The 24,489-nt window shown below is 44.1% G+C and carries 23 protein-coding genes; 10 read left to right on the top strand and 13 right to left on the bottom strand.

What is annotated here, in order from left to right:
• Positions 1-118: 118 nt before the first annotated feature.
• From cysD to NAF29_RS05165, 3 genes are all read right to left on the bottom strand, one after another.
• Positions 119-1,027, bottom strand: coding sequence for a sulfate adenylyltransferase subunit CysD (cysD, locus tag NAF29_RS05175; RefSeq protein WP_251260437.1), 909 nt, complete (start codon positions 1,025-1,027; stop codon positions 119-121).
• Between the two features lie 282 nt (positions 1,028-1,309).
• Positions 1,310-1,792 (bottom strand): response regulator, encoded by a 483-nt coding sequence (locus NAF29_RS05170; RefSeq protein WP_285817603.1) that lies wholly within the window; start codon positions 1,790-1,792, stop codon positions 1,310-1,312.
• Positions 1,793-1,799: 7 nt separating this feature from the next.
• Entirely contained in the window at positions 1,800-3,221 is a 1,422-nt protein-coding gene (locus tag NAF29_RS05165; protein ID WP_251260436.1) for an SLC13 family permease, read from the bottom strand.
• Between the two features lie 389 nt (positions 3,222-3,610).
• Here NAF29_RS05165 and NAF29_RS05160 point away from each other — a divergent pair, with 389 nt between their 5' ends.
• Genes NAF29_RS05160 through NAF29_RS05150 form a run of 3 tightly spaced genes read left to right on the top strand, consistent with a single transcriptional unit; the run spans position 3,611 to position 6,575 of the window.
• A complete protein-coding gene (locus tag NAF29_RS05160) occupies positions 3,611-4,723 on the top strand; it encodes a methyl-accepting chemotaxis protein (RefSeq protein ID WP_251260435.1) in 1,113 nt (370 codons plus the stop codon).
• Between the two features lie 12 nt (positions 4,724-4,735).
• The gene (locus tag NAF29_RS05155; protein ID WP_251260434.1) at positions 4,736-5,557 is read left to right on the top strand and encodes a nitrate- and nitrite sensing domain-containing protein; all 822 of its coding nucleotides are present in this window, start codon (positions 4,736-4,738) and stop codon (positions 5,555-5,557) included.
• 34 nt (positions 5,558-5,591) lie between these two features.
• Complete coding sequence (locus NAF29_RS05150) at positions 5,592-6,575, top strand: Gfo/Idh/MocA family protein (RefSeq protein WP_251260433.1); 984 nt, start codon at positions 5,592-5,594, stop codon at positions 6,573-6,575.
• Between the two features lie 20 nt (positions 6,576-6,595).
• On the opposite strand, the gene NAF29_RS05145 is transcribed toward NAF29_RS05150, so the two are convergent.
• Positions 6,596-6,787 (bottom strand): hypothetical protein, encoded by a 192-nt coding sequence (locus NAF29_RS05145; protein ID WP_251260432.1) that lies wholly within the window; start codon positions 6,785-6,787, stop codon positions 6,596-6,598.
• A gap of 256 nt (positions 6,788-7,043) precedes the next feature.
• Here NAF29_RS05145 and NAF29_RS05140 point away from each other — a divergent pair, with 256 nt between their 5' ends.
• Together NAF29_RS05140 and NAF29_RS05135 are read left to right on the top strand one after the other, a co-directional pair.
• Positions 7,044-8,534 carry a sulfatase gene (locus NAF29_RS05140; RefSeq protein ID WP_251260431.1) on the top strand — a complete coding sequence of 497 codons (1,491 nt, stop codon included), beginning with the start codon at positions 7,044-7,046 and terminating at the stop codon, positions 8,532-8,534.
• A gap of 409 nt (positions 8,535-8,943) precedes the next feature.
• Positions 8,944-11,682, top strand: coding sequence for a putative bifunctional diguanylate cyclase/phosphodiesterase (locus NAF29_RS05135; RefSeq protein ID WP_251260430.1), 2,739 nt, complete (start codon positions 8,944-8,946; stop codon positions 11,680-11,682).
• A 60-nt stretch (positions 11,683-11,742) separates the two neighbouring features.
• Here the strand turns inward: NAF29_RS05135 and bfr (NAF29_RS05130) are convergent, their stop codons facing one another.
• The 7 genes from bfr (NAF29_RS05130) to NAF29_RS05100 form a co-directional block, all read right to left on the bottom strand.
• Positions 11,743-12,210, bottom strand: coding sequence for a bacterioferritin (gene bfr / locus NAF29_RS05130; RefSeq protein ID WP_251260429.1), 468 nt, complete (start codon positions 12,208-12,210; stop codon positions 11,743-11,745).
• Positions 12,211-12,234: 24 nt separating this feature from the next.
• Positions 12,235-12,699 (bottom strand): bacterioferritin, encoded by a 465-nt coding sequence (gene bfr, locus NAF29_RS05125; protein ID WP_251260428.1) that lies wholly within the window; start codon positions 12,697-12,699, stop codon positions 12,235-12,237.
• A 198-nt stretch (positions 12,700-12,897) separates the two neighbouring features.
• Positions 12,898-14,421, bottom strand: coding sequence for an arylsulfatase (locus NAF29_RS05120; RefSeq protein ID WP_251260427.1), 1,524 nt, complete (start codon positions 14,419-14,421; stop codon positions 12,898-12,900).
• A 54-nt stretch (positions 14,422-14,475) separates the two neighbouring features.
• Complete coding sequence (locus NAF29_RS05115; RefSeq protein ID WP_251260426.1) at positions 14,476-16,305, bottom strand: hypothetical protein; 1,830 nt, start codon at positions 16,303-16,305, stop codon at positions 14,476-14,478.
• 49 nt (positions 16,306-16,354) lie between these two features.
• Positions 16,355-17,680, bottom strand: a complete 1,326-nt coding sequence (locus tag NAF29_RS05110) for a glycoside hydrolase family 27 protein (protein WP_251260425.1) — start codon at positions 17,678-17,680, stop codon at positions 16,355-16,357.
• A 29-nt stretch (positions 17,681-17,709) separates the two neighbouring features.
• Complete coding sequence (locus NAF29_RS05105) at positions 17,710-19,452, bottom strand: SLC5 family protein (protein WP_251260424.1); 1,743 nt, start codon at positions 19,450-19,452, stop codon at positions 17,710-17,712.
• A gap of 380 nt (positions 19,453-19,832) precedes the next feature.
• On the bottom strand, positions 19,833-20,111 hold the full coding sequence (locus NAF29_RS05100) for a putative quinol monooxygenase (protein WP_251260423.1): 279 nt from the start codon (positions 20,109-20,111) through the stop codon (positions 19,833-19,835).
• Positions 20,112-20,397: 286 nt separating this feature from the next.
• Between NAF29_RS05100 and NAF29_RS05095 the strand changes: the two genes are divergently transcribed.
• The 3 genes from NAF29_RS05095 to NAF29_RS05085 all read left to right on the top strand — a co-directional run bounded on the left by NAF29_RS05095 (position 20,398) and on the right by NAF29_RS05085 (position 21,946).
• The gene (locus NAF29_RS05095; protein ID WP_251260422.1) at positions 20,398-20,979 is read left to right on the top strand and encodes a DUF4136 domain-containing protein; all 582 of its coding nucleotides are present in this window, start codon (positions 20,398-20,400) and stop codon (positions 20,977-20,979) included.
• A 119-nt stretch (positions 20,980-21,098) separates the two neighbouring features.
• Positions 21,099-21,566, top strand: coding sequence for a riboflavin biosynthesis intermediates N-glycosidase (gene ybiA, locus NAF29_RS05090; RefSeq protein ID WP_251260421.1), 468 nt, complete (start codon positions 21,099-21,101; stop codon positions 21,564-21,566).
• Complete coding sequence (locus tag NAF29_RS05085; protein ID WP_251260420.1) at positions 21,563-21,946, top strand: hypothetical protein; 384 nt, start codon at positions 21,563-21,565, stop codon at positions 21,944-21,946. Before ybiA ends, NAF29_RS05085 begins: the two co-directional genes overlap by 4 nt.
• A gap of 63 nt (positions 21,947-22,009) precedes the next feature.
• Here NAF29_RS05085 and NAF29_RS05080 read toward each other — a convergent pair whose 3' ends face one another.
• Both NAF29_RS05080 and folM read right to left on the bottom strand, forming a co-directional pair.
• The gene (locus tag NAF29_RS05080) at positions 22,010-22,312 is read right to left on the bottom strand and encodes a high-potential iron-sulfur protein (protein ID WP_251260419.1); all 303 of its coding nucleotides are present in this window, start codon (positions 22,310-22,312) and stop codon (positions 22,010-22,012) included.
• A 118-nt stretch (positions 22,313-22,430) separates the two neighbouring features.
• Positions 22,431-23,147: a dihydromonapterin reductase gene (gene folM / locus NAF29_RS05075; RefSeq protein WP_251260418.1), complete on the bottom strand. Its 717-nt coding sequence runs from the start codon at positions 23,145-23,147 to the stop codon at positions 22,431-22,433.
• 194 nt (positions 23,148-23,341) lie between these two features.
• On the opposite strand from folM, the gene folE reads away from it, so the two are divergent.
• On the top strand, positions 23,342-23,983 hold the full coding sequence (folE, locus tag NAF29_RS05070) for a GTP cyclohydrolase I FolE (RefSeq protein ID WP_251260417.1): 642 nt from the start codon (positions 23,342-23,344) through the stop codon (positions 23,981-23,983).
• A gap of 124 nt (positions 23,984-24,107) precedes the next feature.
• Positions 24,108-24,416, top strand: coding sequence for a DUF6482 family protein (locus NAF29_RS05065; protein WP_251260416.1), 309 nt, complete (start codon positions 24,108-24,110; stop codon positions 24,414-24,416).
• Positions 24,417-24,489 lie beyond the last annotated feature (73 nt).

Genomic DNA, 24,489 nt, shown 5'->3' with positions numbered 1-24,489 from the left:
TGTATGCAAGTTTTCTAGCAATTCGCGATATCGAGCGCAAATCACTGAATTATCGTTGTACTTATAAACCTTCGACGAATCGTCGGTTCAATCGCATCTCTAACCAACCAAACTGGGGCTAGAAGTAGCCTTCTTTTTTCTTCTGCTCCATCGAGCCCGCTTGGTCGTGATCAATCACACGTCCTTGGCGCTCCGATGTTTTAGTCAGCAGCATTTCTTGAATGATTTCAGGCAAAGTTGTGGCTTCTGATTCCACTGCGCCTGTCAGAGGGTAACAACCTAAAGTACGGAATCGAACCATACGTTGTTGAATCTCTTCTCCCTCTTCAATTGGCATGCGATCGTCATCGACCATGATCAAAGTGCCATCGCGCTCAACCACTGGACGTTTCTCAGCTTTATATAGAGGAACGATTTCGATGTTTTCAAGGTAGATGTACTGCCAGATATCTAGCTCCGTCCAGTTTGACAGAGGGAATACGCGAATACTCTCGCCTTTATTCACTTTACCGTTGTAGACATTCCAAAGCTCTGGACGTTGGTTTTTAGGGTCCCAACGATGGTGCTTATCACGGAAAGAATACACACGCTCTTTCGCGCGAGATTTTTCTTCATCACGACGCGCACCACCAAAGGCTGCATCAAAACCATACTGATTTAAAGCTTGCTTTAAACCTTGGGTTTTCATGATATCTGTGTGCTTCGCGCTGCCATGTTCAAATGGGCTAATTCCCATTTCCATGCCTTCAGGATTTTTATGCACCAACAGGTCGAAATCGTATTTTTTCGCCATGTAATCACGAAATTCAATCATTTCGCGAAATTTCCAGTTGGTATCAACATGCAGCAACGGGAATGGAAGTCTGCCCGGCGCAAATGCCTTACGCGCTAAATGCAGCATCACGGCAGAATCTTTTCCAACCGAATAAAGCATGACAGGATTATCGAATTCAGCAGCTACTTCACGGATAATGTGAATGCTTTCGGCTTCGAGAGCCTTGAGGTGAGTAAGCGTATGTGCGTCCATATATTTGGTCTAGTATCCCAACAATAACTGGGCAGAATTGTACCGAATAACCATTTATTTACAATAAATTGATCATTCCCGGTTTCCCCTCCCTTTTGGCTGAGCATGCTCACTCAAAAGTACTTTTGGGGTATTGCCACACACTATATAGAGCTCAAACTATTTCGCAAAGAATGCTTTGGAATAGTTATATAAATTTCAATTTCTATTACTAATTCGCATAAGAAAACATATAGAAAAACGAGTACTTAATGACAAGTACTCGTTGATAGTGATTCAGGGTCACACTTTTCTTAAATGAATATAAACGCTTTCAGCATCAAGGATTGGTTGATACTCGGTATAATCAAGCCCTGTCTCAAATACAAAGTGAGTCAGTGCACGCTTACACTCAAGCACAAGCTCATCCGGATTCCATGCTTTTTCAAAGTACTGCTCAATACCCGCTTGGTTGATGGCTCGAATGGTATCTTGATGTGTGGCTAATCCTGTGAGTAAGAATTTGTGCGTCTGTTTAAAACGCTCATCAGAATTAACCTCTGTCAACAAATCGACTCCTGTCATCGCAGGCATTACATGATCTGATATGACCAATGCAATTGGCGCTCCTTCAGCATCAAGTTCATCGAGCAACTCCAAACATTCAGCAGCAGATTGGCATTCCTCAATCACACAATGACTCGACAAGGCCGCCAAATCACGACTCACCGCACTCAAGACTTCGGGCTGATCATCAACACAAATAACAATTAATTTCTGCATCATCTAATCCTTAAACGTATCCAATCAACTTCATGACATACACCATTGCAAATGTGAGCAGCAAACCAACTATTCCTAGTGTGGCGCCTACTTTGGCCATATCTGAAGTGGATGTATGACCCGAAGCGTGTGCCAATGCGTTCGGCGGCGTACTAATAGGTAAAGACATGCCAAGCGATGCTGCAAAGGTCACGCACAATAGCAACGCTTTCATGCCTCCAAATCCAGCAAGGCTTTCCATTGTAACTGCCAAAGCAGCCACAATTGGCATGAGCAAGTTAGCCGTTGCTGTATGAGACATGAAGTTGGCCATGAGTAGGCTTAAAAATGCGGCCCCAGCAATCACGAGTAGAGGCGAAAATTGCGCAAACGGGATCGCATTTACAGCATTGGCGGCTAAACCCGTCTTATCCAATGCGAGTCCGAGAGCAAAGCCGCCGGAAACTAACCACAACACATCCCAAGAGATGTTTCTAAGATCTTCTTTGCCGATAATTCGTGTCACTGAAAACACAGCAACAGGAATGAGCGCCACAGTATATGAATTCATGCCGTGCGCCCCGCCCATTAACCATAAAATAATTGTGCTCGCGAAAGTGATATAGACCACGATAGCTTTAGGCGTTTTTAAAAAGCGACCTTTAATTTCCAGCTTCATTTTGTCTTGATCACTTGGAAATAAATAAACCAACAATGCCCATGCAATGGCTAGCATCACAATGACAAACGGCACACCAAACATCATCCATTCGCCAAAACCAATGGTGTTATCACCCACTAGATACTTCAAAGCAATGGCATTAGGAGGCGTTCCGATGGGTGTACCAATGCCGCCGATATTGGCAGCGACAGGGATGGATAAGGCAAATGCTATCTTGCCCCGATCACTCTGCTTGAAGACAGAGAGCACGGGCACTAATATCGCCAACATCATTGCGGTGGTTGCGGTGTTCGACATAAACATTGAGAAAATGGCAGTAATCACCATCAAACCGAGCATGACAAAGGAGGGCTTTTCGCCAAACGGCTTCAATAACACACGCGCTAAATTAACATCGAGCCGATACTTGGTTGCAGCCATTGCTAAGAAAAAACCGCCTAAGAAAAGCATGATAATCGGCGATGCAAAGGTCGCCATGATATCTTTGTAGCTCAGTAGGGTTCCAAAACCTTCCTGCTCAGCACCGGCTCTCAGGAATATCAAACCTTTATCTGATAAAACAAGCAGCTCTAATACAATCACCAGTACCGACGTTGAGTAGATGGGGATAGGCTCTAGAACCCAACACAATGCTGCCATCGCAAATATCGCAATAACGCGTTGCTCTTGCAGCGTCAAACCTTCAATACCAAAAGCAGTACGGGGCAACAGTAGCAAAATTAGCGGAACGCCAAATGCCACCACAAATCGAAGAATGTCCTTACGAGTCACGTTAAGTTCCTGTTGAAAGTCTATTGCAATATTAGAGAGAGAACGAATAAGCTCCCATTTTAGGCCTAAATCTGTTTTAAAAAATGCTTAGGATCAAGACAGTAGGAATGTTCTGTGATTACGACCCACAACATTCAAACAAACGCACCAACTTTGCACATTCCCCATAAAAAATTAACCACCCGCCCCAAAAAAGGGCACTGTTCGTCAACGTTAAATGCACCAAATCTTCCCACCCCGATTGTCAATTTTTTTTACACACACATAAAAGATTCACTGATGTTCCAAGGGTTTGGAAACATTCCTTAGTTTAGATCCTTCTTATTTTCATGGCGGTGGAACGCAGCTTGCAGTACTTCCTGCATGATCAAACTAATCCGTAGTCACAAATGATTAATCACTTCATGCAGCAGCTTGGATGCAATGGATGCAGCAAACTGACATTCGCAATGCTATTGCCTCCTATAATTGCATTTGGCTTTGGCGCAATTGAAGTCGCATTCGCTCTGGGCTATATAAGTTTAAGCATTTCAGCCTTTTTTATGTATTCCATTGCTCGTGATCGAAATGCACTGAGTCACTACCTGCATGCACTTGAGAGTTCCCATGACAACCATGTCGAACGATGGTTAATCGGCCCTCTCCGAGATATTCAAGAACCCATGGTGGACATGCTCAGAATAAACGGACGAAAAAATCAGTCTCTCGAAGCCGTCGTTCACGAAATGAGCTTTTCCACATCGGAGCTTGCCAACAATGCGAATCAAGTCGCAACTCACTCCCTAAACCAATCCGCAGCCACCAATAGCACTGCGGCGGCAACCACTGAGATATCTCAAAGTATTAGCGAGGTGTCTAATCGAATAGAGCAAACACAACAGGCCGCAGAAAGTGCTCGAGGCATATGCGAGCAAGGTTACTCCGCACTGAAAAGTGCTTCTAAACAAGTCAACGACGTTTCAGCTCGCGCTCAAGAGACCGGCAAATTGATGTCTTCTCTGGATGACAACCTGAAAACAGTGGTCAGTATGTCTGAAATTATTCGAGAAATTGCCGAACAAACAAATTTGTTAGCACTCAATGCGGCGATTGAAGCCGCTCGAGCAGGAGAACATGGCAGAGGCTTTGCTGTCGTCGCTGACGAAGTCCGAGCATTGGCGCATCGGAGTCATGAGTCGGCCAATTCAATTACAGAGCAAGCTTCAAGTGTGACACAAAACATGCAGCTGGTTGGTACAAGAATGACGCAAGTAGTGACCCGCACGGACGAGTGCCTCGGTAGTGTTGAAAACGCATTTACCGCACTTGAAAATATTGTCGAAACGACCGAGCTCGTTTCCAATCAGATTTCTGAAATTGCATGTGCAACTGAGCAGCAAGCGGTGGCAACACGAGAAATATCAGAACATATTGAGAATGTTGCACGTACAGCAACAGATAACGCAACAATGGCAAAACAAACAGCCGACGTTGCAGAACACTTGCAAAGCATGATCCAATAAAGGTAGTTGTTCATGGACATCATCACTCTTCCACTTACTGTTTGCGCAATGCTCGTCTTATTAGCAGTGTTTAGCATTTTGAAAATTCGGCGCTCGCATGCGCGTCACCTCGCTCGATATCAGCACGGCATTGAATGGCTACAAAGCCTACGTGCATTTTTAACGCCCATGCAGCAGCACCGGGGGTTGACCACTGCGTTCCTGAACGGCGATAAAGATATGGCGATTAAAATTGGGCAAGTTCAGCAACAAATTGAACGCCAAATACGGGCACTCAAAAGCCAAGGAGACTGGATCTCAAGCACGTCGCGATGGGAAGGAATTCTTGATCATTGGCAACGATTGTCGGCAAACTATATCAATCACACCCCGTCATATTCTCTTGAGCAACACAATCGTTTAATCCTGAATATTTTACATTTAATTGAGGATTGTGCAGAGCAACATCACCTGCAAGAACTCACCATTGACGGGCAACTTTCAGCTGAGCATTTATGGCAATCGCTACTTTTTAATGCTGAATTTATTGGCCAGGCGCGAGCCTTGGGAACCGGAGTCGCAGCAGCACACCATTGTGGAAGTGTCGAAAGAATCAGACTCAAATATTTGCACAGCAAACTCAGTTCCTACAATCAGGTGTGCAACAATAATTTATGTCGAACAAAGCTGACACCTTTGCTAGCATCCATACAAAATGAAATCACGATTCAAGAACCCAGCATTACGGCGACCAAATATTTTGGCATTGCCACCGACGCTCTAGAAACTGTGATGAAAGAATTTGACGCAGGATTGCTGCAAGTTCGTCAACAGGCTCAAAAACACGCCTCATGAAATCGAGCACTATCCAACTGACAAGGCCTCGATCATGATTCGATTTGCTATTATTGGCACCAACTTTATTACTGAGCGCCTGTTAGACGCTTCCAAGCATGTCGCTCAGTTTAAACTCACTACCGTGTATTCTCGACACCAACACACCGCCACGGAGTTCGCTGCCAAACACCAAGCAGAATACACCTACACAAATTTTAATGCATTGTGCCAAAGTCCGCATTTTGATGCTGTTTATATTGCTTCGCCCACTAGCTTTCATGCCCCTCAAGCCATCGCATTGATGAATGCTGGCAAGCATGTTTTAGTGGAGAAACCCGCAGCCTCAAACGCCATCGAGTTCCAAGCGATGGCCACTACTGCGGCTGAAAACAACGTTACGCTGATGGAAGCGATGATGCCGACAATGACACCTGCGTTTACGAAAATAAAAGAGTTTTTGCCCCAAATAGGCCCAATTCGCCAGTTCATCTCGCAGTATTGTCAGTACTCCTCGCGCTATGACAAGTTTAAGCAAGGCGAACGCCCCAATGCTTTCAACCCTGAATTTTCAAATGGCGCACTAATGGACATCGGCATTTACCCGCTGGCAAGCGCCGTTCATTTACTAGGCGTGCCCGATGATATTGTGGCCAAAGGCACGTTACTAGAAACGGGAGTAGATGGATGTGGTCAGTTGCTGCTTCAATATCAGCACTGCCAAGCTAGCATCATTTACTCGAAGGTAAACGACGGCAGTCATTTAACTGAGATTTTAGGGGAAAACGGCCGCATTGAGGTTGATTTTATCGCTCAACCCAGAGCGATTCGATTTGCCCATCGCAACGAAGAAATGGTGCAGCTGGATGTTGGTACTCTCAAACCAACCATGAGTTACGAACTGACCCACTTCATAGCGCTAATTCTAAAACGTCATAACGAATCGACCATCAATACATGGCAGCGCTCTGAAACAACATTGAGGCTCATCGATCAAAGTAGAAAGCAGTTGGGAGTTCATTACCCAGCCGACGTATAAATGAAGCTGAATGCTCTCGGTTAACTGAACTTCCGCTGCGGATCTTCGTTGTCGAGTAAAGTCATCTCATAATCAACAAACCCACATTGTTCAGCTTGTTTCTTCACTTCAAATTCATTGTAGGCGACGAATACTTCGCTCGATTCTTTTTTAACACCATTTGTACTTTTCGCACCTGCGACCAAATAAGATTTTAAACCACCACCAAACATATAACCTCTCGAATGGCTGTTATTTACCAGGGTAACAGCCAAATTTACATATGTACGGGCGACTATAGAATGTTACAAATTATGACGTGAGATAAAATAAATGTAGCAGTGCCATTCCTCATAAAAAGTTTGAAGTCAGGCTGCGAAAACTGTCACATGATTCATTACCCCTTAGCATTGAGCCGGTTAACGCATACCCATCACCATCATAAATAAGGTTATATAAAAGCGATCACTTCTAACTTTGGAATTCCACATGCATTACAAAACATGGCTAGTTTCAGCCGTCTATTGCTCAGCTGGCGCCTTGTTGGGTTGCAGCCAATCGTCACCAGATATCTCGCAACAATCGATGCCCTCTCAAAAGCCGATGAATGTGCTTATGATTGCGGTGGACGATCTGAATAACTATGTAGGAGTGTGGGGAGGCGATGCAATAACCCCCAACATTGACCGCCTAGCAGCCGAAGGTGTTATGTTCCAAAATGCTTATGCCGCTGTTCCTGCCTGTAACCCATCACGCGTGGCTGTTTTAACGGGCCAACGCCCTGAAATCACTGGGCAATATACGAATAACGGAAACTTCAGACACAGGCCCGGTGGAGAAGACCGAGTGACCTTACCTCAATACCTTCAGCGTCACGGCTACGACACGATTGCATCGGGTAAAATATTTCACCATTCTCGAGGCCTCAAATCGCAAGCAGCCCCGCTATCAGACGATCGCTCATGGACCTATCAATCCTCTACAGAGACAGGCACAGCTGGGGCTCACGAATATGTGAATGAAGATGGTTGGGCCAAATGGCACGGAGGCTTAAGTGAATATGATGGACTACCTATTAAAGACTATATTCGAGAACACGGCATTTGGGGCCCCATTGAGCAAGCCAAAGAACAAACTGGCGATTTCAAAACCGCTCAATTTTGCCAAGATCAGCTGCAACAAGAACGTGACAAGCCGTTCTTTTTAGCCTGCGGTATATTCAGACCTCACTCCCCACAACTTGCGCCTAAAGAATTTTTCGATTTGTATCCACTGGAGCAAATAAAGCTTCCAGAACTTGCAGATGATGACATGCAAGACATTCCACAAATCGCTCAAACAAACTGGTCATCAGGCTTTGCTCGACTGGTAAAATCGCGTCCCGATGAATGGCGCAGAGCCATGCAAGGATATTTGGCATCAACATCATTCGCTGACGCCGCAATAGGAAAAATGCTCACGGCATTGGAAAATAGTGACTACAAAGACAATACCATTGTTGTTTTATGGAGTGACCATGGCTTCCAACTGGGACACAAAGACCGTTGGGAAAAATTCACCATGTGGCGTCAAGGAGCTAATGCGCCGATGATTATCAAAGTGCCCGGCCAAGCCGCAAAAATGGTTCAGGAACCTGTATCTCTTGTGGACATTTATCCAACGATTGTATCTCTGCTTGACCTGCCCGTTGGCCAGCAACTCAGCGGCCATGATTTGACTCCCCTGCTTTCAACAAATAGCGATGCTTGGCCTCACGCAGCCGTCATCACATATCAACAAGGCAACCACGGCATACTTCGAGATCATTGGAATTACATCCGATACCAAGATGGCACCGAGGAACTGTACGATCACCGCTCCGATCCAAATGAACAACGCAATATCGTAAATCAGCCTTCATCAAAAGCGATCGTCCAGAAGATGCAACAATGGATCCCTGACGTTCAAATACCTCAAGATGAGTACATTCCGGGCGGGTAAGTATTACTCTAATTTTGTATCGTTGAGAATATGCCAGGTCTTCATGTTGAGCCTGGCATTCTGAATGAGAGTATTTACGCTGAGTTTGACGAACTTAAGCCCCTAAAGAAATTTAATTCAGCTCCAGTAAAAAACATACTCACTAAATCAGTAACCCTATAATTTCACGTAAAAAACAAGATTTATCAGCGTCAAAAAATCACCACGTGGCAATATAAAGTCATTATTTTGCGTGCTTCATACGAAATATCGACTAGATTATAGAATACTCTAATAACATTAGTAATTTAGTTTACTTTGCTTAAATCCTTTACATAAACTGTACGCCTAATGAAAGCTAAAGTACGACGTTACTCTAAAACGAGTATTTTTTGCTTTGGCAAAACTTATGTAGTCTGGAATCAATCTAATGCCGGTAAATCATGAAATGACCAACGTCAGCTGGTTATCATATAAAGAATGGATAGTCATTGTTTTCGGCTGTCTTTTATGTGCCGGAATTTATTTCAGTACAAACTTAAGCATGGACACAATGGTTCGCGCTTCCAATTTAGTTGAAGCCACAGCCAAAGTTCACAAAGAAGTCACTAAAGCGAATTTACTCATGGAGGCTGCAAATCGCACTAACCAATCGAGTGGGGAGGCGGTGAGTTCTTTGCTTCAGGCCAAAAACTATTTAGAGGCCATGCTAAATGGCGGTTCGGCTTGGGGGGTTCACTTACCTCAAATTGAGAAAGAATCAATTAGAACCGACATTCGAACCAGTTACATCACCTTAGAGTCGATGTTAAGTATCGTTCAGTATTACGACAGTAGTAATCAATCCGCAAATTGGGACTACCCTCAATTTTCAATGCTATCTAACAAGCTGTCGCAGCAACTTGAACAATTAGAAGTTTCTTTAAGTACACAGATCAAAGAGCAAATTAATGCGTATTACGACAGACAATTAGGCCTTATTGCAATTGTACTGCTCACTACCGCCATTTGTGTAGTTGTGATACGACGCTATACGCTGCAACAAATGATTCACCGTTCTCATTTAGAAGAAACCGAAGCGACATCGCGACTCAGTGCGAAACAACTTCAACACGTCATTGATGGCGGAGAGTTGGGTTACTACGATTGGGATTACACCAATGGCAACTATCAAATAAATCAGCGGTGGGCAGCATTTTTGGGGCTACCTGCCAGCCAATTAAATTTAACCATTGAAGATGTCATGGGACGCATTCATCCCGATGATTATGGTTTAGTGCAGCAGCTCATTAATCGGTGCATTGAGAGCCGTGACGCATACTCGCTGGAATACCGAATGCGTCACCAAGACGGCAATTGGATTTGGTGTGAAGGTACAGGAAAAGTCGTTGAACATAATCCGCTCAATCACAGCGTGTTGAGAATTTGCGGCACCCTAAGAGACGTCTCCAGACGAAAGCTTGCTGAACAAGAATACCGTGAAAATGAACGTCGCTTTAGACAATTAATTGAATCATTACCATCGGTAGCGGTACAAGGCTATAACCGTAATCGAGAGGTAATTTATTGGAACGATGCAAGCACCAAAATTTATGGCTACGGTAAAAATGAAGCGTTAGGACAACGGCTCGAAGATTTAATTATTCCCGATGAAATGCGCTTGAGAGTGATTGAAGCCCATAAAAAATGGATTCATCTGGGCGATGAAATCCCCGCTTCGGAGATACAGTTGCGTCACAAGAACGGGCATCTTGTGCCGGTATTTTCCAGCCATGTCATGCTTCGAGAAGACACTGACAGCCCCGAAATGTTTTGTGTTGATGTCGATCTAACAGCACAACACAGAGCCGCTACTGAATTGAAGCGTATGGCAACATTAGATCTGTTGACAAACTTGCCTAATAGACGCTTTCTAGAAGAAGAACTCAAACGCAGGATCAGCGAGGCCAAACGTTTTGATCATCAACTGGCCGTGCTCTTTATTGATCTCGATTTATTTAAAGAAATCAATGACACTATGGGTCACAATGCGGGCGACTCATTACTGGAACAAGTCGCAGAGCGGCTGCGTATTCATTTGCGACAATACGATACATTGTCTCGCTTCGGTGGTGATGAGTTCATTGTCGTGTTACCCAACCTTCATGACAGAGAAAGCATCGAATCGGTTTCTGATAAGCTAATGTCGGAATTCGAACGCACATTTAGGCTATTCGAACAAGAAGTCTATGTGACCGCCAGTATCGGAATTTCGGTATACCCTGATGACGGAGACACTGGGAATGAACTGTTAAAAAATGCAGATGCGGCCATGTATCAAGCCAAAGATTCGGGCCGAAATCGCTATCGATTTTTTGCACAGTCCATGAATGAACAGCTAAAGCGTCAGCGCGAAATTGCTACGTGTTTACGTCAGTCGCTTGAACATGACGAATTCGCACTGGTCTACCAACCTCAGATTAACCTGAATACTGAAGAAATTGTATCTTGCGAAGCGCTCCTGCGCTGGACTCCTACATCACCTGACTCGTGGACATCACCGGGCGAGTTTATACCGGTAGCTGAGCGCTCAGATTTAATCATTCGCATAGGCCAGTGGGTTATTAAGGCTGCTTGCCGACAAGTTGCTAAATGGCGCAGTTTAGGAATTAAAGATCTTCGTATTGATATCAATGTGTCGGGCAAACAAGTACATCACAGTCATTTCTTCGAAGGTCTCACTCAAACACTTTCTGATCATGGACTTACCCCAAGAGACATTGGTATAGAGCTGACGGAAAATGTTTTGATCAGTGCCGATAGTGATATGCTCGGAAAAATCATGCTGTTTCGAAATGCCGGCATGGAAATTTCAATTGATGATTTTGGAACAGGTTACTCCTCACTCAGTTACCTTAAATTATTCCCTGTGCAAAATTTGAAAATAGACCGCAGCTTTGTGGTGGAAGCTCCGCACAATCCGAAAGACCAAGCGATCATGGAGGCCATTGTAAACGTCGGGCATCGACTCGATATGAAGATCGTAGTTGAAGGAATCGAAACAATTGAACAAGCCGAATACAGCCGCTCATTAGGTTGTGATTTGGCTCAGGGCTACTTGTTTTACAAACCAATGCCAGCGGGAGAACTTTACAAACTAATTAAACCCACGGTTCAAATTGAATCTTGAGTTTTCAGCAATCTAAAAAAAACGCGCCAAACGGCGCGTTTTCTGCGTTTAAGCGCGTGACTAAAGCATGGACTGTTGGTAGTTTTCTAATCCAATGCGCTTGATCAAACCCAGCTGTTGCTCTAGCCAATAGGCATGGTCTTGTTCGGTGTCTTCAAGCAAGGTTCCGAGAATGTTCCGAGTTTGATAGTCGCGTTCTTTCTCACACATTTCAATAGTGTCACGCAGCGCTGCCGCCACATCATACTCAAGCTGCAAATCAGCTTCGAGCATTTCAGGCACTGCACTACCAATCCGCAGGGGATCTCGCTTCGTCATGCAAGGCGTACCTTCAAGGAATAAAATACGTTCGATAAGAAGCTTTGCATGCCCTTTTTCATCATCAAACTCATGAGAGATGCGATCGTAAAGCTTTGTAAGACCCCAATCTGCATACATTTCAGAGTGAATAAAGTATTGGTCCATCGCAGCTAACTCAGCCGCAAGCAGACGATTTAAAGCATCAATAACGTTGGCGTTACCTTTCATGATTAATCTCCGTCAGGTTCTTGCTCACAGTTGAGCTTGTAGATATTTTTCAAGTCCGAGTGCTTGGATTTGATGCTGCTGCGTTTCAATCCAATCCACATACTCTTCTTCATGTTCGAGTATTTCTTCTAGCAATTGACGCGATACAAAATCAGCTTGCTCTTCACACAAAGCAATCGCTTCACGCAGCACTGGTAATTGTTCCAGTTCAAACGTCATGTCGCAGCTAAGCATTTCTTCGGTATCTTCTCCGATCCGGAGGTGCCCAAGTTTTTGTAAATTCGGAAGGCCTTCCAAAAATAGAATGCGTTCAATCAGCTCATCCGCTTGCTTCATATCCTTGATGGATTTTTTATAAGCAGCGCTATTCAGTGCTGAAAATCCCCAGTTTTTATACATACGAGCGTGTAGGAAAAACTGGTTAATAGACGTAAGTTCAGTCGTCAGCACCTTGTTGAGTGCCTGTAATACTTCTTTGTTGCCTTGCATGGTGCCTCCTCGAGGCCTATCAATGGACAATAAGCTTGCCAAAGTTTAGTCGAGGAATTGACCAAGAACAAGAAAAAACGTTTTATTTCATACACTTAATAACGATAAACCTTCTCATTATCACTATCAAACACAATAACAGCGAGCTTAAAAATACTAAGTCGCTGTTATTGTTTACGAAAGTTTAAAAGCCGCTCGTTAGTAAATCCAAAGTGGCGATGGTACATGATTCTCATTCATGATTTCAGCAATACGTGCAACAACTTCAGGGTGCTGCACTGCAACATCTGTGCTTTCTGCTCGGTCCGCTTCCATATCGTACAAAGCAATGGGACCGGTCACCATAGGAATGCGAATGGCTTTCCATTTCCCCATTCTTACAGCTTGCTGAGTAATGTGCTCATAGAATTCCCAATATAGATATTCATGCTCTTTTTGCTTCTCAGCATCACCTTTTAACACGGGTAAAAAGCTCACTGAATCAGTATTGGCTGGAACATCAACGCCAGCTACTTCTGCTGCGGTTGCCATAAAGTCACCAAAGTAGCCAATATGCTCTGATACAATGCCTTCGGGCACCAAACCAGGACCCCAAGCAAGAGTTGGCATGCGAATTCCACCTTCGTATAGGTAGCGTTTTAAGCCTCTATTGTCTCCATTTGAGTTGTGGAAAGATGGGTCGTTTCCGCCTTCTTCATGTGGGCCGTTGTCGGCGGTAAACATGACGATTGTATTGTCATCAAGACCTAATGCTTTGATCTGGGCTTTAATCGCACCTACTGAGTTATCAATATGCTCGACCATCGCTGCGTAGGATTTTGCGGTATCTGGCCAATCTTCATGATCAAATGAAGCAGTACTCGGCACTTCTAATCCATGCGCCCAGTCAACTGTTTCCGCTTCATTGTTAGCATGTGGAGAAACTAAAGATACGAACAAGAAAAATGGCTCGTCTTTCTGTGCAGCTTGCTTTAAATATGCAATCGACTCATCTCTGATGAGGTCATCTGAATATTCAAAACGTTTGTCGAGCGGTGTGATCTCGCCTCGATGCCCAAAACCGGCACAATAATCGCAATCGGCTTCGATCACTTCGTTCTTAAGTTCTACTTTTTCTTTATTACGCCATAAATAATCTGGGTAATGGTTGTGTGCGTGAATGTGATTGGTATATCCGTAAAAGTAATCAAAGCCTTGATCGTTCGGATGTCCCTCATCATCAATTTCACCCAAGCCCCACTTACCAATGAGTGCCGTTTGATAGCCTGCATCTTGCAATACATTTGCCACCGTCAATTCATCTTTCAACAACGTACGACTATGTGAGCCGAACTTACTTTTCACCGCCATTTGATTGGCTCGAATCGGTGTATTTCCGACGTGTTGCCCTGTCATAAGTACACTGCGAGATGGACCACACACCGCAGAACCGGCATAGAAGTTTGTGAAATTGATACCTTGAGCGGCCATTTCATCAAGGTTAGGCGTCGTAAAATTGGCCTGACCATTCACGGATAAATCGCCGTAGCCCATATCATCCGCCAAAATGAACACAATGTTTGGGCGCTTATCGGTTGTTGAGGTGACTTTTGATTCCGTTTCAACGCTTACTTTAGGCGCAGCGCTAGCGGTAGTTTCCGATGATGGCTGACAGGCTGTTAATGATAAACCAGAGACTAAGGCTGCACTCAGTGCAATACCTTGAGTTAAGTTGACTCGCATAAAAATGCTCCAAGAAAATAAGCGAAGCATCAAGAACATGCCCCGCAAACTGAATTATTCGAACACCACCATGTTGTCATCACCAATCAGTGTAAACTGACCTAATGTCTGGGCGTTCGTTTGATTAATTGTTTGACCATCCACAACTAAACCACGAATTGTAATATCGCTGATATGGCCTTTGTTGCTAGCGTCATGGAGGATATTGGTTGGTCTTCCAACAGGATATCCAAACCAATCTTTTTTCACAGTATCGAGGGTGCCGTTACCTTCTTTCTGCAACGACTTTGCTTCTTTATCTGTGACTAAATGCTCAATCTGAATATTCTCAAATACCAAATTGCGGAAGCCTTGTTGCTTCACCACTGCATTCTCTAAAGCAATGACTCGCGTAATTGGGCCTTCGGTATAGATATTCTTAAATACTGAGTTTTCTAACCAGAACACTCGATCTGTGGGGCCTCGATCACCCCCTCGATCAGCGAAGTTAAAAATGCCCCAATTCTGATTCCGACCGGTCCACTCCGCATGGATTAAGTCCATATTATCGACCAGTAAACCGTCGATGTTTTTGGGATACCAACCAAATTGAAAAACAGCACCATTGTCGGTTTGCCAAATCACACAATCTTTCACCACGCCGCCGTCAGAATATGTTTTGAAGGCATCATCAAATGGCGAGATAAAGCAATCTTCGATAGTGGTATTCGTTAAAATTGCCGCTCCGTCGCCATTCCAGCGCCAATTCCCCAAGACTTTGAAGTTACTCATTACACCGGAGTAGCTGTCTTCTTCTGAGAATAAGCCTTCTCCAAGAGCGTCATTTTTGGGGTCATCATCACCTTGCGGCGTATGTGCATTCCAAGCAATGTTGTCGTCTCGGAATCCAGAAATTACATAGTGTGGCGCATTCACAATAGTAACGCCTTCAAATACGAATTTGTCAGTACCCAGTTGCAGCATTTTCACGCCATCAAACCAACAGTCAAATGCATCACCATGTTCATCCAAGCAGCTTTCTTTACCCTGCTTTTTCTTATTGGGACGCCATGGGAATGCTTCGCCAGATAAAATGCCTCGACCATTGACCGTAAAGCCTTTTTGGAAACGTTTGTGCTCCAGCGCAGAATTAATAGCTCCCTTAACATATGAACCACCTGCCAAATAAACCTGCATGACCGATTCAGGCACTTCCCAATAACCAAGTTCATGGACACCCGGCTCAAAGTAAACGGCCTTTTTTGTAGCAGCGATTTCGCGAGAGAATGCCGATCCATTCTTCACCAGGTACGTACTTTTAGCAGCGGGGTCAGGAATTGAAGCATGATCTTCGGATTCAAGTTGGTCAGCAAAAATCAATAATGGATCAAGTGGAATTTGGCGAAACTCTAAATAACGGTCATCAATAAATTCCACCGAGAGTTTTGCATTGGTTTTGAGCACTTCGATAACAATTGAAGCCTGCTCTAAATTTTTACTAATGATGTCGTAATCAACACCTTCACCGCGAGACGGGCGAATAATGATGTCTTTGAGCTCACCTTGAACTTGGCTTTTGCTGACATTGACTGTGGCATGCCCAGCAAAAGAGAAATGACTCCACGCCATGGTCCTCTTTTGTTCGCGAGCGGTATCTGCACCGTCACAACCATGACGGCGACAAAGTCGTTCCTTCGGTGGCGTCGATTCGTATACGATCAACGCGGTATCGTCCGCAGAAACATTATAAATGGCCGACTGCGCCACAACTGACGCAGACGGGTTAGAGTAAGTATTCACGGTATTGGATGCCTTCATAGAAGGCTCATGACTACACCCTAAAAGCAGCAAGCCAGTCATCCCGACGAGCCCCACGAAGGTGGAGATTTTTTTCACGTACATCATCAACTCCTAGCTTGCTGTACTACTTTTAAGCGAATTTAATAGTGTTCAATTACGCTTCAATTTTCAGTAAAACAACATCATGAGGCTTCACGCTGTAAGCGACTTTGCTGTCTGATGTATTTGCTTCGTAACGCCCCCAAAGTTCTACTGCATTGGCCGCATTTGTAAGCTCTAAATCAGCAACGTCAAATTCGCCGCTTTGTTCAGATTCAGAAATGTTGAAAATGCCAACATATTCAGCAGAGCCGTCTTGCGCGGTTGCGCGCCACACAGTGATGTCATCTGTTTTGATGATTTGGCGATTGTCTTTAGAGGCTTGGTTAATCGCCATCACATCACCGTTAGAAAGAACTTTAATGGTCTCTTCGTCGGTATTTGGCAGATTACATCCCATCATGAGTGGTGAACGACACAAGCACCACATAGAAATTAAGGTATGAAGTTCTTCCGAATTAAAGTTACTCACACGATTTTGACCACCTGATTCGCCACGTGGCAAATCACCAATCGGCAGCATATCGGCATCAGGCCAGTGACCCTCAGTCGCAAATGGGGCCCAAGTCGCGCAGCGATTCATTTGAGTTTTGAGTGAGCCCCACTCATCCCAGAAATCAGCTGAGATACGCCACAAGTTTGCGTTCTTGCGCAAATGGTTGACGATAGTCGTCTCTGGGCCACCCGGCGACAAACTGAAGACAATATCGCGGCCGCTGTTACGAATAGCGCGGCTTAAACCTTCAATATCATCAATACGGTACGGAGAACCTTCACCCGTTGGCGAGCCATCGCTGTTATCAACCGCATGCCAAGCATTGAGGTCATCAGCTTTGATGTAATCAACGCCCCACTCGGCATACATTTCTAAACACGAGTTGTAATACTCTTGCGCGCCAGGCTGTGAGAAGTTCAACGTTAATAAGCTGTTGTACCAAGGGCAACGTTCACGATCGTAAGAAATTTGATCCGCAGTAAGGTCTGTGCCCTTCACTGGCGTTTTAGCTTCAGCGGCTTGCATCGGCAAACCACGCATAATGTGAATACCAAACTTAAGCCCCAAGCTATGTACATATTCCGCTAAAGGCTTGAAGCCTTTGCCACCCGCTGATGATGGGAATTTTTCCACATCAGGAATCAAACGACCATAATCGTCAATGACCTGCGGAATATTGAAGTTCTTGTAGTTATCATGCTCTGCACCTGGTGCAAACCACGCCAGGTCGACCACGATGTATTCCCAACCATATTGCTTTAGGTGTTTAGCCACAAAGTCAGCATTCGCTTTTACTTCTTCCTCAGTCACAGTCACGCTGAAACAGTCCCAGCTGTTCCAACCCATCGGAGGTGTTTTAGCTAATTTTGTATTAAAAAATGTCATAAAAATATTAATCCTAGATAAACACTAATTTAAGGACGAAGTACTACAGAGAAAATAAAAGCAATGGCGCACATACCGAACACGCTCAAGCCCCACCAGAAGGTCACATTCTTGTACCAAACACCGCCAGTACCTTCAAAAATGTTCATGTTGCGCCAGTTGAATGTAAGGTTATCTGTCACTTGATCAGGGCGAGGTGCCGCAGTCATCAAGCTTACAACCGTACAAGTCACCATACAGAACGCCCAGTTCAATAAACCTTGGTTTGCATATGACTCTAACCAGTCAGGTACCATGCCGTTTGAAGCAAGGATCTTCACCGTAATGCCTAAAGCAAAGCCCAGAACACACGCAGTGAATGCGCCTTTACCATTGACTCGCTTCCACAAAATTCCGAGCAAAAACACAGCTGAAAACGGAGGAGCGAAGAAGGTATAAAGCTCTTGCGTATAGATGAACAAACTAATTTTCAAGTCTGTAATGAAGATGGCCAGCGCCACTGCTATCAACAAAAATACGATGCCTGAAATCATGCCTACATGAACTTGACGCTTTTCAGAAGCTTCTTTATCAATCAAGTTTTTGTAGAAATCGATAGTAAAGATGGTGTAGGTCGATGCCAGAACAGCACTCACAGTGGATTGTGCAGCACCAAACAAAGCAGCCAACAAAATACCCTTCACAAAAGTCGGAATCAGTTCCTTAATCATGTGGATATAAGTCATGTCAGCCGCAGGTTTTACTTCATCCCACGTTCCCAACATCACGTCTGGCCGAGCGGCAAACCAAATGAGACCTGGTAGTACAAGGAAGAATGGCAAAATCAGTTTGATGATTGACGCGAGGTTAATCCCCATACGAGCGTGCCAAATATTTTTGGCACCCAATACACGTTGAATCATGAATTGGTTGATTACCGTGTACCACAAACCAATAAAGAAGAACGAGAAGATCCAGTGCGTCCAAGGGTTTGTCACATGGTTTAGCGGCTGAATTACTGACAAGCGGTTGTATGTGTCGGTGTCAGTTCCACCGTAAAGTAAATTGCCAATGTTCGAGTCTACAGCGGTCTTCCAATCGCCATAGGTCGCTAAGTTACGCTCAACCATGACGCCAAAACCGTCGACTATCGAACCTGTTTCAGACAAGTACATTAAACCAAAGACAGTAACGCTAATACCGCCTGCAATCATGATGATAACCGTCAGTAAATCCATCCAAGCAACCGATTTAAGTCCGCCCCAAATCGACCACAAACCAGTCATGGCAGAAATCAACAAAATAGCGGTAATAATATCTATTCCGAAGAGGCCGTTAATGAGCAGTGCCGAGCCATAAATGGTAGCGGCCAAAAAGGCAACCACGTTGGTTATGATGGTGACTAATGCAAAGAAAAAACGCATTTGAGGGTTAAAGCGTTTTTCCAAGAATTCTGGAGTCGTGAATACCTTTGCGCTCAATAGGAATGGAATAAAAATCCAAATCAAGAACGTAAATGCAATGACGGAGCTCCACTCGGGCGTAGCAACGACAATGCCAAACAACATTGCTGAACCCACCATTCCGATAAATGCATCGGTTGAAATGTTTGCTGCAATGTATGAACTACCAACAACATACCAAGGCAAGGTTCGGCCTGCCAAAAAGTAGTCGCCAGAGTTATCACGAGAATGACTTTTGCCTGCAAAGTAGCCAATAGACGACAGCAGTATGAAATAGCCAAAGAATGCGACCCAATCGAGTACGCCAAAATCTACACTGATATTTTCCATCCGTTTGGAGGTCCCTATAGTTAAGCGCGGTTATATTTTTTGTCAGCGAATATGAAAATCCACCTTCACTGCGGGAGCGATTCTCGCGTGTTTGAAAATGTAAAAGCTTGAGCTAAATCACACAGAAAATATGAAGCCAATTAATCCATGTGTTCAGCTACCTTATACCGCTGAAAACGCGCCACATCAGCCTATAGAGAGGCATTGGAATATTTTTTTAAAGCAAAATATTGCCAAAACGAACACAAAACACCACAACAGTTCGTCTAATACACAAGGACTAGAAAGAAATTGAGAAGGGTAACCGCCCGCCAAAACCTGCTGTAAAGCTAGATGCAGCAGGACGGATTTAACGCAAACCTGAGACCCGAAGTTTAGACTCAGAAGTAGTAATTTCCTTTAGGTGCTGCTCCCAAAAACTGCATTGCTAACTGCATTTCCTGTTTTGGAAAACTCTGCACAGAGGCCTGATGCTCTTCAACACTTTGCCACTTTTCGATCACTAAAAACTGACGACTTGATTCAGTGTGTCGCAGCAATTCGCACGATAAACACCCTTTAGACGACGAAATAGATGACATCAATGACGTAAGAAAATTAAATAGTTCTTCTGCCTTTCCTTCTGCAGCTTGAAACTCGTTGATTCGGGTCACAGTCATATTGACTCCTGTCCATTTAGTTTATAAAAAAGATAACTCATTTGAATGGCGCACCGTTGTACATTCACTCTCGATTAAACACCCCACAAACAGCTCAAAAAACCATCATATCGACTTATAAAAACATTTACTTAATAAATATAAATGAGTTAATGGAGTTTTCACTGAACAAACTTCTCACTTAGGCTAAAATTGTTGCCAAGTGGTTGATCTTTAGGCCTCGCAACAGACTATAATTATCTAGAAGCAACTTACAAACTGACTGTTTATGGACAAAGGTATTTGAATGAAAAAGTTTCTTACAGCTGCTATTGCAGCGATTGCTATATTAGCGGCTGGTTGTGCATCAAAGCCGAACGTCAATTCGGACTATGCTGAGGACTATGATTTTCTCAGTATACGATCGTTTTACATGGTTCCAATCAATAACGATACCTACAATGGCCAACCCGGTGCTAGCTTGGCTGAGCAACGCATTACAAAGTCGATTGTAGATAGTCTGACCAATAAAGGCCTAACCCAAGTTTCGCGAGAAGAAGCGGATGTACTCGTGTCATTCCACCTTGCTTCGAAAGATAAGACTCGCATCCGTAGCTACAATACAACAATGAATTATGGCTACTATGGACGCTATCGTTATGGAGGAATGGGTGTAGGCATGGGCAATGACATTGATGTACAACAGTACACCGAAGGTCAATTACTCATCGATCTTGTTGATCGTCGCTCCAATAACATTATTTGGCGCGGTATCGGCAAAAAGAAAATCAACGAACGCTCAACTGCTGATGAAAACATTGTTGTCGCAAACGAATATGTGAATGCATTATTTTCTCTGGTTCCCACTTGGGGCCCTGCAGCGCAATAAACTGCAATAAATATTGTTTAAACGCCGCCTATGCGGCGTTTTTTATATCCCAACAGCAAGACTTGGCGGCACCGCCTCACAGTGGTACATTCATAAAAAATATTCAGGCAATTCACATCATGTTTTTTGTTCACGATGACTCCGAACTCGATCTCTACCTTTCTCGCACCGATCACGCTGAACCACTCAGCGCTTATTCCGCTTACCCTTTTGAGCTTGAAGGCAAAACCTGGCCCACTGTTGAACACTATTTTCAAGCGATGAAATACGACAACGAAGCTGAGCAAGAACGTATTCGTCAATCAGAAACACCTGAGTTAGCGGCAAAGCTTGGATCTCGATGGTTCAAGCCTAAACGCAAAGATTGGAAGTCAGTACAAGTAGTGATCATGACCCGAGGCGTGTACATCAAGGCGCGAACTCATCCAGATATTGCCGAAAAACTATTGGCAACAGATGATCAAAAAATTGTCGAAAACAGCAGTTATGACTTTTATTGGGGCTGCGGCAGAGACCGCCGAGGAGAAAACCAATACGGACAAGTTCTGATGAATGTACGCGCTAAATTAAAGGAAGAACAATCGTGAGCGATCAACTGAATGCAATGGAGTGGCAAACCTTACAGCAGCAATTTCATGATTATGAACGCATGTCTTTGGTGTTAAAAATAGTCAGTGGCGCAACCAGTTTTTACTTCGCTCAAACTAACGTCATCAACGCAGTTGCTTTCGCTTTGTTCTTTTGGGGGTTGGATGCCATTTGGAAGACATTTCAGCTGCGCATTGGAGATCGACTGATGGTGTTAGAATCTGGAGAATGTAGCGGTATGAATTTGCACACACATTGGCAACGTAATCGCCCAGGTGCAATTGGCTTGTTGCAAGGTTATGCAATTAGCGCTTTGCGCCCAACTATCATGATGCCACACGCATTGCTCGTAGCACTACTCATTGGGCTGTCGTTTTAACATGGGCTGATAGCCCCTTGGTTTCTTGAGTAAAGGGCTATCAATACAAAAACGAAGCTAGTATTAACCAGCAGCCACCCAGCCTTTACACCAAGCATTTTTTTCAACAAGTTTATTTTGGAATAATGCACAAGGACGCCAGTCTGCACCAACATCACCTTTGGCGTGCATGCAATTATCGCAATTTTGTTCTGAATTTGGAGTCACTTGAACGTAGCCCAAAGCACTTGCAATAGGGTCATCAAGCTTAATTTTTTCGCCTTCCGCTGCCACTGCGGCTTTAGACACTAAGCTTGGAGCAGAAACAGCAATCAGCCCGTATCCAGTGTACGTCAGGAAATCCCTGCGGGTTAATTTTTTATTCATGGTTTATCTCTCGTCTGTGTGCTTGGCAGGTCTATAGCCTGCATTTTTAAATTTGTGATGAATCTAGCTATTAAAGATTAGACTGTATGCGTTGTATTCACAGCAATTTATGTCAAGTTTAAGTATTTTTTTGAGCTAAACTTCGGCCACCGTCCAAGGCTAAAATATGCCCGGTAAGGTAAGTTGAATTCATTAAGTACGCCACTGAATCTATCACGACTTGCGCGCCAGGTTCATTTCCTAGCAGAGACTTACTCAACGCCTTGGCTTTGTATGCTTCATCATCGTCAAGGTTGAACATGAGCAACCCTGGCGCGATTCCGTTTACTTTTACAGTGGGTGAGTACAAACTCGCAAATGACTTCACCATATTCTCCAGCGCAGCTTTGCTGGCCGCGTAAGCAACATGTTTCTTACTGCCCGAACCTGCGACAAAATCAGTCATCGCGATCACGTCTCCACCGCCATCAGCTTTGAGATAGTCAGCCAATGCCTGAGTCAATTGATAAGGTACATTGGCATGAATTTGCATCATTCGTTGAAACACAATATTGGGCGCCAAATCCGAGCGTTCCGCCAACCAATCACTTGCGTTATGAACCAATAAACGAATCGAACAGCATTGATTTTTCACAGCAACAATAAAGGCATCAATGTCTTGTTGTTGCTCAAAGTCGGCTTGAATACATACAACCCCAAGTTGTTGTAATTCTTTGATACCAGGCCTGAGCGTTCGATAACTCACAATCACCTTGTGGCCCTCGCTCACAAACGATTTGGCCAGCGCAAGACCCACTCTTTGTGCTGCGCCTGTGATCACGATAGCTGCTTGCATTGATTTATTTCACCTCAATTTAATTATGTCTTACTTCATGTTCTAACGTTCGGATCGCTCGATGCGAATAATATAGGTTACACTGTGCTATTAGTTTTGCCTGAAATATCTAGCTAAATCCATATCTTCAGTGTGAATCTAAAAGCCATTTATCAGCGTAAGCAAATACACAATTACAGAAAAGAGAATAAAAGATGCTGTCAAAGGAAGCTGCTGCAGTTAAACAAGCATTGCTGGAGCGCGGTCTCGAGACCCCATTAGTAGAGAACGGTTTAAACCGTGATGAGAAATATCAACGAATTCGTGAATTGATGACGCAAGTTGTTGATGCATTAGGGTTAGACCTGACCGACGACAGCTTGATGGAGACGCCACACCGCATTGCAAAAATGTATGTGGATGAGGTGTTTAGCGGTCTTGATTATGCCAATTTCCCCAAGGTCACTCAGATTGATAACAAAATGGGTGTGGACGAAATGGTCAAAGTCGTTGGCATCGGAGTGACGAGCACTTGTGAGCATCACTTTGTGACAATCGATGGCTCAGCCACCGTTGCTTACATCCCAGGAAATAAGGTCATTGGCTTATCCAAAATAAATCGCATCGTTCGCTTCTTTGCGCAACGCCCCCAAGTTCAAGAGCGCCTCACTCGTCAAATACTCATCGCATTGCAAACTTTATTGGAAACCAAAGATGTTGCGGTCACGATTGATGCCGTGCACTACTGCGTAAAGTCTCGCGGAGTGATGGATGCAAATTCGCATACACAAACAACCGCACTTGGTGGTGTGTTTAAAAGCAATGCCAAAACTCGCGCTGAGTTTTTGTCGAAGTAACCGATGTTGACACGGTTTAGATAAAAAGCCTCCTCGGAGGCTTTTTATCTTTTTATAAGACCGATCGTTTCATATGCTAAACCCGTAAATCTTTACAAATCCTTTGCAAATACTGAGTGTTTATATGAGTTATTGCATAGCTAATCCAGATGAATTTCCAAGCGTGATCGAACGCGCATCCTTGATGTCTCAAGAAGGCTACTACATCGTCTCCCTCTTGGTGGACGGCGTTCCCCGTACAATTGTAGGTGCCGATCGAAGACCCTTTCATTTTAGAAGCATCGATCAAGTCAAAGCACTTTTAAGCGAAGCATCCATCGATTATGCAGAGCTCACATTCAATTGCAGCTATGATGAAATGATTGGAGCAGCTGAATCTCTATCTCCGGTCAGCATGCCGCTCCATGGCTTTATTCAATCCAAAGAAAAATAGCATTTTCTAAACCGCCAACATCAAACATTTGTCGCCTTAACTTTTAGTTTTTACGAAAGAATTGGTATTCTAA

Origin of the sequence: Echinimonas agarilytica, assembly GCF_023703465.1 — a bacterium.
Lineage (GTDB): Bacteria > Pseudomonadota > Gammaproteobacteria > Enterobacterales > Neiellaceae > Echinimonas > Echinimonas agarilytica.
This window is presented reverse-complemented; position numbering and strand designations above follow the sequence as displayed.

Coding starts and splice junctions, on each gene's coding strand:
- cysD (WP_251260437.1), bottom strand. CDS start 1,027: ATGGACGCACATACGCTTACTCACCTCAAGGCTCTCGAAGCCGAAAGC.
- bfr (WP_251260428.1), bottom strand. CDS start 12,699: ATGCAAGGCAACAAAGAAGTATTACAGGCACTCAACAAGGTGCTGACG.
- NAF29_RS05110 (WP_251260425.1), bottom strand. CDS start 17,680: ATGACATTTTTTAATACAAAATTAGCTAAAACACCTCCGATGGGTTGG.
- NAF29_RS05160 (WP_251260435.1), top strand. CDS start 3,611: ATGATTAATCACTTCATGCAGCAGCTTGGATGCAATGGATGCAGCAAA.
- NAF29_RS05150 (WP_251260433.1), top strand. CDS start 5,592: ATGATTCGATTTGCTATTATTGGCACCAACTTTATTACTGAGCGCCTG.
- bfr (WP_251260429.1), bottom strand. CDS start 12,210: ATGAAAGGTAACGCCAACGTTATTGATGCTTTAAATCGTCTGCTTGCG.
- NAF29_RS05105 (WP_251260424.1), bottom strand. CDS start 19,452: ATGGAAAATATCAGTGTAGATTTTGGCGTACTCGATTGGGTCGCATTC.
- folE (WP_251260417.1), top strand. CDS start 23,342: ATGCTGTCAAAGGAAGCTGCTGCAGTTAAACAAGCATTGCTGGAGCGC.
- folM (WP_251260418.1), bottom strand. CDS start 23,147: ATGCAAGCAGCTATCGTGATCACAGGCGCAGCACAAAGAGTGGGTCTT.
- NAF29_RS05145 (WP_251260432.1), bottom strand. CDS start 6,787: ATGTTTGGTGGTGGTTTAAAATCTTATTTGGTCGCAGGTGCGAAAAGT.
- NAF29_RS05170 (WP_285817603.1), bottom strand. CDS start 1,792: ATGATGCAGAAATTAATTGTTATTTGTGTTGATGATCAGCCCGAAGTC.
- NAF29_RS05120 (WP_251260427.1), bottom strand. CDS start 14,421: ATGCGAGTCAACTTAACTCAAGGTATTGCACTGAGTGCAGCCTTAGTC.
- NAF29_RS05140 (WP_251260431.1), top strand. CDS start 7,044: ATGCATTACAAAACATGGCTAGTTTCAGCCGTCTATTGCTCAGCTGGC.
- NAF29_RS05115 (WP_251260426.1), bottom strand. CDS start 16,305: ATGATGTACGTGAAAAAAATCTCCACCTTCGTGGGGCTCGTCGGGATG.
- NAF29_RS05095 (WP_251260422.1), top strand. CDS start 20,398: ATGAAAAAGTTTCTTACAGCTGCTATTGCAGCGATTGCTATATTAGCG.
- NAF29_RS05155 (WP_251260434.1), top strand. CDS start 4,736: ATGGACATCATCACTCTTCCACTTACTGTTTGCGCAATGCTCGTCTTA.
- NAF29_RS05065 (WP_251260416.1), top strand. CDS start 24,108: ATGAGTTATTGCATAGCTAATCCAGATGAATTTCCAAGCGTGATCGAA.
- NAF29_RS05135 (WP_251260430.1), top strand. CDS start 8,944: ATGCCGGTAAATCATGAAATGACCAACGTCAGCTGGTTATCATATAAA.
- NAF29_RS05080 (WP_251260419.1), bottom strand. CDS start 22,312: ATGAATAAAAAATTAACCCGCAGGGATTTCCTGACGTACACTGGATAC.
- ybiA (WP_251260421.1), top strand. CDS start 21,099: ATGTTTTTTGTTCACGATGACTCCGAACTCGATCTCTACCTTTCTCGC.
- NAF29_RS05100 (WP_251260423.1), bottom strand. CDS start 20,111: ATGACTGTGACCCGAATCAACGAGTTTCAAGCTGCAGAAGGAAAGGCA.